Origin of the sequence: Sphingobacterium sp. InxBP1, from assembly GCF_026191775.1 — a bacterium.
GTDB lineage: Bacteria > Bacteroidota > Bacteroidia > Sphingobacteriales > Sphingobacteriaceae > Sphingobacterium > Sphingobacterium thalpophilum.
Genome location: NZ_JAINDX010000038.1, coordinates 39836 through 51935, shown reverse-complemented (window position 1 = coordinate 51935; position 12100 = coordinate 39836). Strand labels below are relative to the sequence as shown.

8 protein-coding genes are annotated in these 12100 nt (G+C 45.3%); 4 read left to right on the top strand and 4 right to left on the bottom strand.

The genetic code is table 11. The annotated features are described in order from the left end of the window. The first annotated feature begins 70 nt into the window (after window positions 1-70). The 4 genes from K7A41_RS02125 (at window position 71) to K7A41_RS02110 (ending at window position 4765) form a co-directional block, all read left to right on the top strand. Window positions 71-766 (top strand): response regulator transcription factor, encoded by a 696-nt coding sequence (locus K7A41_RS02125; RefSeq protein WP_028069852.1) that lies wholly within the window; start codon window positions 71-73, stop codon window positions 764-766. 188 nt (window positions 767-954) lie between these two features. After that, window positions 955-2292, top strand: a complete 1338-nt coding sequence (locus K7A41_RS02120) for a dihydroorotase (RefSeq protein ID WP_265712399.1) — start codon at window positions 955-957, stop codon at window positions 2290-2292. Window positions 2293-2303: 11 nt separating this feature from the next. Next, window positions 2304-3365: a S66 peptidase family protein gene (locus K7A41_RS02115; protein ID WP_265712398.1), complete on the top strand. Its 1062-nt coding sequence runs from the start codon at window positions 2304-2306 to the stop codon at window positions 3363-3365. Then, on the top strand, window positions 3362-4765 hold the full coding sequence (locus K7A41_RS02110; RefSeq protein ID WP_265712397.1) for a M14 family zinc carboxypeptidase: 1404 nt from the start codon (window positions 3362-3364) through the stop codon (window positions 4763-4765). The genes K7A41_RS02115 and K7A41_RS02110 overlap by 4 nt, the downstream gene beginning before the upstream one ends. A gap of 47 nt (window positions 4766-4812) precedes the next feature. Here the strand turns inward: K7A41_RS02110 and K7A41_RS02105 are convergent, their stop codons facing one another. The 4 genes from K7A41_RS02105 to K7A41_RS02090 form a co-directional block, all read right to left on the bottom strand. Continuing rightward, window positions 4813-6282 (bottom strand): RagB/SusD family nutrient uptake outer membrane protein, encoded by a 1470-nt coding sequence (locus tag K7A41_RS02105; RefSeq protein ID WP_265712396.1) that lies wholly within the window; start codon window positions 6280-6282, stop codon window positions 4813-4815. Between the two features lie 18 nt (window positions 6283-6300). Next, on the bottom strand, window positions 6301-9507 hold the full coding sequence (locus K7A41_RS02100) for a SusC/RagA family TonB-linked outer membrane protein (protein ID WP_265712395.1): 3207 nt from the start codon (window positions 9505-9507) through the stop codon (window positions 6301-6303). A gap of 196 nt (window positions 9508-9703) precedes the next feature. Then, window positions 9704-10765: a dipeptide epimerase gene (locus K7A41_RS02095; protein ID WP_265712394.1), complete on the bottom strand. Its 1062-nt coding sequence runs from the start codon at window positions 10763-10765 to the stop codon at window positions 9704-9706. Next, entirely contained in the window at window positions 10766-11992 is a 1227-nt protein-coding gene (locus tag K7A41_RS02090) for an NlpC/P60 family protein (protein ID WP_265712393.1), read from the bottom strand. It lies immediately after the preceding gene. Between the last annotated feature and the right edge of the window lie 108 nt (window positions 11993-12100).

Below are 12100 nucleotides of genomic sequence, written 5' to 3'. Positions count from 1 at the left end.
ATAATTTGGTAACATTAGATTAACTAATTATTATCATTTTGTTTATATTTTAGCAAAAAAAATAAGACAAATGAGTTCTTCGAAACAAAAGATTTTAATTGTTGACGACGAGAAGGATATTCTGGATTTAATTGCATTTAATTTAAACCGGGAAGGATATCAGGTCTCCACAGCGCAAAATGGGGAAGAGGCAATACAAGTTGCCAAACAAGTGAACCCGGATCTAATCATCCTGGACGTAATGATGCCCAAGATGGATGGTATCGAAGCTTGTCGCATTATGCGTGCGATGCCTGAGTTTAAAAGTACCTTTATGGTGTTTTTAACTGCAAGAAGCGAAGAATATTCTGAAATTGCCGGTTTCCATGTGGGAGCCGATGATTATATCGCCAAACCGATTAAACCAAGGGCTTTGATGAGTCGTATCAATGCAATTCTGAGACGAAATGCATCGGAAGAATCGGATGCTGCTGCACAGGACAAAATTGAAATAGCAGATCTGGTCATTGATCGGGACTCCTTCCTAGTCTACAAAGGGGAACAAAAGATTGTACTTGCCAAGAAAGAGTTTGAACTGCTCTATTTGCTGGCATCCAAACCGAACAAGGTTTTTACCCGTGAACAGATCTTAAAGAGTATCTGGGAAGATTCGGTGGTCGTCACCAATCGGACTATTGATGTGCATATCCGAAAACTCCGCGAAAAAATAGGCGATGATTATGTCACTACAGTAAAGGGGGTCGGATATAAGTTTGATAAAGAATAACAAAAGAGGCTAAAGCCTCTTTTTTTGCATACCCCCAGCTCCTGTTCATCAGAACGCACGACCATGTTATCGCTTGATGACTCCCGCGCTTGTATTCAGTATCACCACAGCAGAGATTCACAACGCACTTGTTAAGAACAGTGCAAATCTTTACTTTTGGTGTATATAGCAAAGTAAAAAAGATTAACATGTCATCTATTCTTATAAAATCCGCGCAGCTTGTCAATGAAGGCAAAGTTGAGGCAGCGGACGTTTACATCAGCAATGGCCGGATTGAAATGATTGCGCAAGAGATTAACCATCCTGCAGATCAAGAAATTAATGCTGAAGGGCTACATCTCTTTCCAGGCTTAATTGATGATCAGGTCCATTTCCGTGAGCCGGGATTGACGCACAAAGCCGACATTTGGCACGAGAGCCGTGCTGCTGTGGCGGGCGGTACAACCTCATTTATGGAAATGCCGAATACAGTACCCAACACATTGACCCAGCACCTCCTGCAGGATAAATATGATATCGCGGCAAAAAATGCCCTGGCCAACTATTCATTTTTTATGGGAGCGGCCAACGATAACCTCGAAGAGGTCTTGAAGACTGATCCCAGGACCGTCTGTGGTATCAAAGTATTTATGGGTTCCTCCACAGGAAATATGCTGGTCGACAATGAGAAGGCCCTGGAAGGTATATTCGCAAATGCCCCCACTTTAATTGCCACTCACTGTGAGGACGAAGCAACGATCAAGGCAAACCTTGCTCTCTTCAAAGAAAAGTATGGTGAGGATGGCCTGGCAATCGAAATGCACCCGCTGATCCGCTCCGAAGAAGCCTGTTACCTGTCCTCTTCCAAAGCGGTTGCACTCGCCAGGAAGCATCAGACACGATTGCATATCCTCCATATCTCGACGGCGAAAGAAATTGAGCTGTTCAGAAACGATATTCCGCTAAAGGATAAAAAAATTACAGCCGAAGCTTGTATTCATCACCTTTGGTTTTCGGATCAGGATTACGCGTCAAAAGGAAATTTTATCAAATGGAATCCTGCTGTAAAAACAGCTCATGACCGTGACCAGATCCTTAAGGCATTGCTCGATGGTCATATCGATGTGATCGCCACGGATCACGCACCACATACCATTGCCGAAAAAACGCAGGCGTATGCTTCAGCCCCTAGCGGCGGTCCTTTGGTTCAGCATGCATTACAGGCGCTACTGGATATGGTTAAAGCCGGCAAAATGACTTTAGAACAGCTCGTTCAAAAATCAGCCCATAACACAGCGACATTGTTTCAGATCGAAGACCGCGGATATATTCGGGAGGGCTACTGGGCAGACCTCGTCCTGGTAGACCTAAATAAATCTTATACCGTGTCAAAATCCAATATACTGTCCAAATGTGGCTGGTCTCCATTTGAGGGACATACATTCAGTTCGACGATCGAGCATACCATCGTGTCGGGTAAGCTTGCCTTTTCCCATGGAAAGATCATCGAGAAAGGGGCAGGGGAGCGTTTATTATTTAACCGATAGATTATTCATCCATGGAAAAAAGAGCCTTTATAAAGTCCCTGGCCTTGGGCGCTTTGTCTATTCCAGTTTTGGGAGTGGGGAATGGGGCTCAGGCCAGAAACCAGCTTGGCAGTCATGCGGCTCTGCTGGCCAGAAAGCTGCATTTGGGCGATACCGTTGGTTTAATCACACCTGCGGGCGCACTGGACGATGAAGAATCGATCAGCATCGCGCGCGAAATCTTCGAGGCGCTGGGCTTTAATGTGAAGGAGGGCAAACATATCCGGAGCCGTTATGGCAACCTAGCGGGTACCGATGAAGAGCGTATTGCGGATATGCATGCGATGTTTGGCGATAAAAGCGTTAAAGCTATTGTCTGTATCCGTGGTGGATCTGGTACATCGAGACTGCTTGACCGGCTAGACTATGGCATGATTGCCCGCAATCCAAAGATCTTACTTGGCTATTCTGACATCACGGCGCTGATCCTCGCTTTATATGCAAAAACGGGACTCGTGAGTTTTCATGGTGCCGTGGGAATCAGTACCTGGACGAACAAGCTCGCAGAAGCGTTCAGGGCACAGTTCGTTGCCAATAATCCCGCGATATTTGAGAATCCAAAATCAAAAGGTGAAAATATCGTACAGACCAAGGACCGAATTACCACTATCTATCCGGGGACGGTAGACGCTGTATTATTGGGCGGTAACATGACCGTATTGACAGGGCTATGCGGTTCACCCTATTTGCCCGATTTTAAGGATAAAATCCTTTTTATGGAGGAAGTGGATGAAGATATGGAACGTATGGACCGGATGTTCTGCCAGCTGAAAAATGCAGGGATACTAGGGGCAATCAAGGGGTTTATTTTCGGAAAATGTACCAACTGCAAACCTTCGGGTGGTTATGGTTCGGTGACATTGGATCAGCTCTTTCATGATTATATTGTACCCTTGCGTATCCCGGCGTATGCAGGTGCGATGATCGGACATATTGCCGAGCAATTTATTTTGCCGGTAGGGGTTAAAGTCCGTATGGATGCACGTCTGGGTACCATCACTGTATTGGATCCAGCGTTAACAGATGAACAATGATATTGACAAAAGAAGATTTTATCAACGCCTTTTCTTTACACGAAGAAAAGGCGTTGACACATAGGAGATTTAAGCATCGGGATATCCTGCCCTTGGTGAAAAAGCATGCTGCGGGCAAACGGTGGACGGTGGATGAGATTGGATGTTCGGTGGAAGACCGTGCTATTTTTCGGCTGAAATATGGCGAAGGGCCTATCAAAGTGCTCCTATGGTCACAGATGCACGGCGACGAACCTACAGCGACAATGGCTCTTTTCGACCTCTTTAATTTTTTTGAGGGTGAAGGGGATGGTTTCGACAGCTGGCGGGAAGAGCTAGCTTCGAAATTGACGCTGTATTGCATTCCCATGCTCAATCCTGACGGGGCTGAACGCTTTCAGCGCAGAACAGCGATGGATGTCGACATGAACAGAGATGCACGTGCGACAGCGACAGTGGAAGCGGCGCTGCTAAAGGAACAGGCGATGACTCTCAGACCTGATTTTGCTTTTAACCTTCACAATCAGAACAACTATTATAATATCCCCGGTACAGGCACTCCAGTGACAATTTCCCTATTGGCTCCTGCCTACGATTACGAACGCAGCATCAATACGGTGCGGGGAGATGCCATGCGTGTTATTGTGGGGATCAATAGGCTCTTGCAGGAGCTTATACCGGGAGCTGTCGCCAGATATGACGATGCGCATACCCCGCGCGGTTTTGGCGATAATTTTCAAAAGTGGGGTGCACGCACCATCCTGATCGAATCGGGAGCTTATGCTGGTGATCCGGAGAAGTTGACCGTACGCAGATGTAATTTTGTAGCGCTCTTACACGCGTTCCAGGAAATTGCGGCAGCAACCTATACGCGTTATGATATCGCGGATTATGCCGCCATTCCCTTCAACGACGAAAAGCTACATGACGTACTGATCCGGAATCTGGAGATCGTGCGCAATGGTAAAACCATGCAGGTAGATGTTGCAATCCGCCAAACCGAGAAGACAGTAGGAACTGATTATTATGTGGATGGCATCATTGAAGACATTGGTGATTTACAGGACTTCTATGGTTACACGGATGTAGATGTGAGGGGCTTGCAATTTATTCCGGCAAAGGTATATACGGAGCGACGATTTTTGCTCGACGAGCTTAACTTGCCACTTGTAAGATCATTGCTTAAAACAGGTTACGCAGCAGTAATGATCTCGGATCAGTCTCAGGAAACTCTGTTTCATCCCTTACCCCTCCGTTTGCTGTCGAGCGATACTTTTAAAGTCAGCGACAACTTGCATGTGGGGATGAACGCAGATTTTTTTCTCGGGAGCCGAGATAACGTACAATATGGAGTCATCAATGGTGACTTGATTGATCTAAAAAATATTGGGGATACAAACTATAAAGGGCGGGCGATGTAAGATTTAATTTATCCCCTAAAAGCTGTATTTTAGGGGATAAATTGCAATTAATAACCCGGATTTTGTTGATCTGCAATGGCCGGGTTGGCGTTCATTTCATCCAATGAAATGGGAAGAATAGTTTTGAAGAATGTACGGTCAATAGTTTTCGGCCTGTTGGTTGTACTTATATTACCCAAGTTATCGTCAAAGCTGATGGTCTTGTTCCAACGCATCATATCGAAGAATCGATGTCCTTCACCTAACAATTCCTTACTTCGTTCGTCCGCAATCATATCCAAAGTAATGTTAGAGGAATTAGCGGGATTCAATTTTGGAGATCGTTGGCGAATGGCATTTAAGTAACTCGCCGCGAGACTTTTGTCAGCTGACGCTTTTAATAATGCTGCTTCGGCTGCGATAAGGTAAACTTCGGATAGACGGATAACTTTAATATTTACCGCTGTACTATTGGAAGTGGAGTTTTTGTCACCTGCTAGAGTAGTACTTCCACTATATTTGTAGACCGCTCCAAGATGGGATGTGCCGACTTCGTCGTAAGCCATAATCCCCCACCTAACATCCGTTTCGTCTTGTTTAAGTTTCGCCAAAAATGGATCCGCGGCAATAAAGTTACCTAATATCGCTTTACTTCCATGTTCTTTTCTACGGAAAAGGGCGCCAAGAGAGCTTGTCCCTGCATCTGCTTCATTTGGATAGATTCCCAGTTCCAAAATGGATTCTGTGCCAAACATAGTTGTCCAGGATTTCACCCAATCCGCATTACTGTACAGCGTATATACTTTCGAATCGATCACCTCCTGAGCGGCTTTGAGCGCATTGTCATAATCATTCATATAGAGATATACTCGAGCTTGAAGCGCTTTATTTGCAAAGTAGTTGAAATAACCATTTGATTTGGTTTTGGGTAATAAGGACTCCGCGGCCTTAAGGTCCTGAAGTATCTGGCTGTAATTTTGTTCGACACTAACCCTTTTTTCTTGTGCATTGTACTCAAGTACTTTGGTAACATTAGGGATACCCCATGCGGATTTATCCATATTGTAAGGCTTACCATATAAGCGTACAAGATCAAAGTTGATCAGGGCTCTGGCTGTGAGAGCCTGTCCTTTATACGTGTCGAAGGCTTCGGTAGAACCAGCAGATATGAGTTTTTCTATATTCTCGAGAAGATTGTTGATTTGAACCATCGTATGGAAGCCTTGAGACCAGATGCCCGAATAAGGATTAGATGATGCCGAATGATTGAAGACGTATAGGTAATCATAACCCCTTCCTTGAGACGCTATCGTAAAGTCACCACCTTTGGCGTCAGCATAAAGCGGAAAGTTGCGCCCATAATAAGCCACGTCCGCCATTTTACTCATTAATCCGTTCATAACTACTTTCGCATCTGCAGCAGTTTGTATGGCGGTATTGGAGTCAGCCATATTTGTAGGCGACACGTCCAGGAAATTGCTGCAGGAGCTTACTGCAAGCGATATAGAGATGCATGAAGCAATAAAAAGCTTTTTCATATTGTTATTATTTATCCATTAAAAACTAAATTCGATCCCAAAGGTATAGGTTTTTGCCAGCGGGGTTTCCCAGCCGCGCGTTCCAAATTGGTTAACCTCCGGATCCATGTACTTATATTTGGAGAACGTAAGCAGATTGCTTCCATTAAAATAAAGGCGGGCGTTTGAAATACCAGCTCTTTTCAATATCGCATTTGGTAGCCTATAGCTTAACGATATGTTCTTTAATCTGAGGTAAGATGCGTTAAATAAATGCCGGCTGCTGATTTGGTTGACATCCTCGAGATCCCGTCCGGTCACCATTGGATAGGAGCCGTCCATATTTGTTGGCGACCAGGTATTGTCAGCAAAATATTCGGCATGGATCCGTTCCCAGTAGTAGCCATCATCGGCAACATCTTTGGATGTGGCATCATAGAGTTTGCCGCCAATTTTGTAGGCAAAATTCAGACCCAGGGAAAAGTTTTGGTAATCGATGTCCGAGTTTATACCACCATATAACTTTGGATTAGCACTGCCAATGATGGTTTGCTGTGCTTTTTTATAGTCATAAGTAGCGGCCTTACCGTTAAACATAAAATCACCTGCAGTATTGTCATTGGTGTACCACACATTCCTACCATTAGTCTGATCTGTTCCCGCCCATTCAAGTCCAAAAAAAGATAATGAAGACTCGCCTTCACGGTAAACAAACCTTGCACGATTGTCGGATCCTGTTGGATCATACCAAACAATATCCTGTCCACCATACAGCTTGTTTATTTTTGATGAAATAAATGCCGCGTTGGCACTTAATGTCCATTTCCAGTTTTCATTTTTGAGGATATCCGATCCAAGTTCAATTTCTATTCCCCTGTTGTTCATTTCGCCTACGTTTCTGAGGATGGAACCAAAACCCGTGACTGATGATATGGGCACATCTTGAAGTAGGTTTTTTGAATCCCTATTAAAGTATTCGACAGTACCGAAAACTTTGTTTTGGAATAAGCCAAACTCAAGAGCTAGGTTTGTCGAATAGTTCTCTTCCCAGGCTAGATCAGGGTTCCCGATATTATTCAGTCCTCCACCCGGCTGGGTCATGTATTTGTTGGAGTAACTGGTCAAATTTCTCCAGGAGTAAAGCTGGGTAGGTAAGGTTCCGTTGATACCATACGAACCACGCAATCTTAAATTGTCAACTTGTTCGATATCTTTGACAAAAGATTCCTTTGCGATATTCCATGAGGCCGCAACCGACCAGAAGTTACCCCAGCGCGGGCCTGGAGCCAATCTGGAAGACCCGTCACGGCGGAAGGATGCAGAAGCGAAATATCGTTCATCATAATTGTATTCGGCTCTCGATAGTATGGACATCATATTATTGCCCCATGAATAGGCTGAGGCGTCGAGGATACCTGCCGTAGCTACGGTATGGAGTGATGAAGAGGGAAGATCTTTCCCTGTCGCACGAATAAAATCCGTGGTGTTTTTCTCCGCTTCAAATCCAGCTAGTAGGTTCACATGATGTGAGCCAAATTGCTTATTGTAGGTTGCTGTCGTCGAAGAAACTAATTTCTCTATCGTTGTTGAAATCTCGGAGACACGACCATTGTCAGCTGTCCCATTATAATGTTTTGCGCTATAGTAGATATGATCTTTCACATCGGTATTATCATAGGAGAAAATAGTCTTTAAGGTGAGTTCCGGCAGTAGTTTTAACGTTAGTGATTCTATGGCCGATAGTTTGCTAGTCTTTGAACTGTTCTCCCATTCCTTATTATAATATAACGGGTTATAGGCTAGGCTACCATAACGGGCAGTATACTCCTGTCCTGTCTTATAATCTGTAGGCCAATAGAGTTGCCAAAGCAGGTTGCGTGATTGGTATAGGTAGTTCGTTCCGGTATTTCGGGTATCGTTGAAACCTTCCAGTTTGGTTTTAGCGTAATTGATATTGGAACCGAATTCTAAATATTTTCCTATCTTTTGGGTGAGGTTGACCCGTCCATTAATACGGTCATAATTGTTTTCGATGGCCCGACTTTTATCCTGTGTATAGCCTAAGGATGCATAATAATTCGTCTTTTCAGTGGCCCCACTTACAGCGATGTCATTACTATTGAAAATTCCCGTTCGAAATAAGGCTTTATCCCAATTGTAGTATTTCCCGTCACGGTTTTCTATACCGTCGGTTTTTCCTGAAATATGTACATTTTCCCATTGGGACGTGCCGTCAGTACTAAATTGGTATCCGTGTATACCAAATCCATAAGATGAGGTTGGTTTACCATAATTCGCCGAATTGGGGTTCCATTCCAAAGAATTCAGCCGGTAGAGCGTATTTTTATTGGCTTGCTCAGGACTTTGCCCAGCGGCTATTCTGGAATCATATAATATGCTATAAAGTAAATTAATCTGATCCTGAACGGAGGCAGGTTCGTTGTTTTTTGTTGCCCAAGATGGACTGATCCCAATAGAAGACTTGACGTTGATCTTCGGGTCGCCGTTTTTTCCTCTTTTGGTTGTGATGATGATGACACCATTTGCAGCTCTGGAACCGTATAAAGAGGACGCTGCTGCATCTTTCAAGACAGAGATGGACTCAATGTCACTGGGATTTAACGTGCTCATGACATTGTTGGTATTCACGATAAAGTCTCCCATTTGGCCTACACTTCCCGATACGACAGGAACACCATCGATGACGTATAAGGGCTCATTGGAAGCATTCATTGAGCCAATTCCTCGAATGCGAATGGCCGAAGTTGCCCCAGCTTGTCCAGACCCGTTTGACATCTGCAATCCCGCTACTCTGCCCGTCAACGCTTTTTCAAAAGAAGTAACGGGTTGTTTGTCAATGGCATCAGCCTTCACTTGTGCTGCCGATCCGGTATAGGTGCTTTTCCTGGCTGTACCATAAGCAACTACCATCACCTCGTCCAGTGCCTGTTCGCCGCCGACGAGCGTGATACTAATGGTGTTGCGGCCATTGACCTGAACGTCCTGCGTCTGGTAGCCAACGGCGGAGATTGTCAATGTTGCGTTTGCCGCGGCATGCAGGGTGAATAAGCCCTTTTCGTTGGTGGATGTCCCTTGGCTGGAGCCCTTGACATTGACGGTCACTCCGCTGACCGGATTGCCATTGCTGTCTACTATTTTACCAGCAAGCTGAATCTGTTGTGCATGTAAAGACTGCAGGGAGCCACAGGCTAAGAGGCACAACGTTGTGAGCACGTGTTGTTTCATAAGAATTATTGTCTTTAAAGGCCATACAGAATATCCGCTAGATCTACCTCACTGCTGGGCTTCTCTGGGACATTCCTTAGTTGTATGGAGTGATTAATTTAGTTTGTTAATATTGGTAGCTTACAGGCTGCTAAGAGCGTTGTAAACAACTCAGTACAATATTTTATTTAAGATAAATATTGTACTGAATTTAAGGTTATCTTCTTACAATTCCAATTCCGGGCCGATCCGCCAGAATACACCGGCCGTCGACCACGCTCATACCGTTATAGATGTCATTGTCAATCAGTAATGCTCCGTCCAGATCCGCCCAATCCGTCAATGGAGCAAGCTGCGCTGCGGCGCTGATGGCACAGGAGGTTTCCGTCATGCAGCCGATCATTACCTTCATATCGAGGGAACGGGCCAGTTCAGCCATGCGTTTTGCTTCCCGCATGCCGGTACATTTCATCAATTTGATATTTATGCCACTATACACCCCTTTTAATCCCGGTACATCCATCAGCCGCTGGCATCCCTCGTCTGCAATGGTCGGTATGGGACTGTGTTCGGTAAGCCAGGCGTTGTCATCGATTTGTTCTTTCGGCATCGGCTGCTCTAAAAACACGACATTCCGTTCGGCGAGCCACTGTGCCATTTCAAGAGCTTCCTCCCGTGTTTTCCAGCCTTGGTTGACATCGGCACAGAGTGGCCGGTCGGTCACCTGGCGGATCGTATCGATAATCATCTTGTCCGTATCGAGGCCTAATTTTACTTTCAGAATTTTAAATTGGTCCGCTTCAGCCACCTTTTTACGGATCATGTCTTCGCTGTCGATGCCGATGGTGTAGGAGGTGGGGGGGATCAGCTCTGGGTTCAATCCCCATATTTTATAAAAAGGCTGCCCCATAATCTTGCCGAGCACATCGTGCAAAGCAATGTCAATAGCTGCTTTCGCGGCAGTATTCTTCGCCGCCACCCGGTCGACGTAATGGAGGATTTCTTCCGTTTGAAAAGGCGAACCAAATGCCGAAAGGTCGATCTGGTTTAAAAAGGAGATCACACTTTCCTGAGATTCGCCAAGATAAGGAGGCATGCTCGCTTCACCGTAACCGATAATACCGTCATATTCGAGCTCCGTCAGAACGACAGGCGTGGTGCTCCGGCTATAGGAAGCAACGGTAAATACATGCCGCAAACTGAGCGTGTATGGGCGAAACCTTAACTTGAAGGCACCGAAGTCCTTGCTGATCCATTCAGATTGATTGCTCATCATCATTTATTTCTTAGTGTAATAATTGCTTTCGGCGATTTTTTGAATGGCACTGTCCTGTACGCCCAGGTAACGGCGGGCTGCCACAACGGTGCGCGTCTGGAAGTCGTCATAGTCCGGAGCGTCTTTTAACATGCTGTTGATGCGGACCAATCCGGCTGCGTGGATGAAGGTACCGTTGCCAATATACAACGCAACGTGAGTCACACGCGCATCGGGATTACTGTTTTTACCTGCTGCAAAGAAAAGTAAGTCTGCCGGTTTAAGGTTTTTAAGTGCTTTTTCCGGGTCGAAATGCCCTTCACTATCGAGAATATCGATCTGCTGGCCAGCCAGGACCTGTTGTGAGGCATCCCGGGGAATCACAAAACCGTTCATAAAGAAGCTGGTTTTGGTAAACCCGCTACAATCGACGCCTTTGACTGAAGTGCCACCCCACAGATAGGGTAGGCCAAGCATGGACTTGGCACTGGCAATGATATTTTCCGCCGTCGGATTACGGGAATCCAGCCAGCTCTTTAAGGTCAGGCTTTCTGATTTCCGGATATATCCCTTGCGGCCGTCAGGGTAAGCAACCTCATAAAAATTGCCTTTTTGTCCAGTAAGCTTTAATATATCGCCATATACCAGATCAGATACTCGCTGACTCTTTTCATTGGGTTCGGAGTATGACCGGCCAAACTCTGTTGTATAAATGACTTTCTCTGCCTGTCTCCAGCTTGCGATTTCTGTTTCGTCCATGGCAGCGATCGATGAGCTTGGTACCCAAGCAATGTAGCCGTCAGGCGTGCGGACACGGTACTCGCCACTTTTTTTCTGTAAGAGATCCACCTGGGTACCGAGTAAGACCTGACTCGTCAGCTCGGCGGCATTGTCCGGAAAAGTTCGCATATTGGCCACCGAAAGCCGGATCACACCTACCGTTTTGCCCTCGACACTGGCATCTGGTAACAATTTGACCTGGATATGAGCAGGTATGTCTTTCGCTTTTTGCTCAAGGACAAATTGGGCATCCTTTTCTGTGGTCTCCAAGATATACTGATTTTGCCGAATATCTGCGTGTTGAATAGCGACAATTTTTGTTCGGCGGTCGGGGGCAAATTCACGTTTTACGTTTTCTTGCAGCTCTTTGATTTTGAAATAAGTTGTCGAATCTACTTGCTGTGCATGGCCATGACTCGCGCCGATAAGGCTTGCACATGCTAAAATCGCGAATTTTAGTGTGTTTCTCATGCTGATTAGTTTGTTCCTAAAGATAGATTAATTCATAATATAAATCAATGTTAATTGTCGATTTTTAAGTGATTTGGTTGTGAGGTTGCTAAAAAACGAATTTTTAGG

Coding starts and splice junctions, on each gene's coding strand:
- K7A41_RS02105 (WP_265712396.1), bottom strand. CDS start 6,282: ATGAAAAAGCTTTTTATTGCTTCATGCATCTCTATATCGCTTGCAGTA.
- K7A41_RS02100 (WP_265712395.1), bottom strand. CDS start 9,507: ATGAAACAACACGTGCTCACAACGTTGTGCCTCTTAGCCTGTGGCTCC.
- K7A41_RS02115 (WP_265712398.1), top strand. CDS start 2,304: ATGGAAAAAAGAGCCTTTATAAAGTCCCTGGCCTTGGGCGCTTTGTCT.
- K7A41_RS02090 (WP_265712393.1), bottom strand. CDS start 11,992: ATGAGAAACACACTAAAATTCGCGATTTTAGCATGTGCAAGCCTTATC.
- K7A41_RS02110 (WP_265712397.1), top strand. CDS start 3,362: ATGATATTGACAAAAGAAGATTTTATCAACGCCTTTTCTTTACACGAA.
- K7A41_RS02125 (WP_028069852.1), top strand. CDS start 71: ATGAGTTCTTCGAAACAAAAGATTTTAATTGTTGACGACGAGAAGGAT.
- K7A41_RS02120 (WP_265712399.1), top strand. CDS start 955: ATGTCATCTATTCTTATAAAATCCGCGCAGCTTGTCAATGAAGGCAAA.
- K7A41_RS02095 (WP_265712394.1), bottom strand. CDS start 10,765: ATGATGATGAGCAATCAATCTGAATGGATCAGCAAGGACTTCGGTGCC.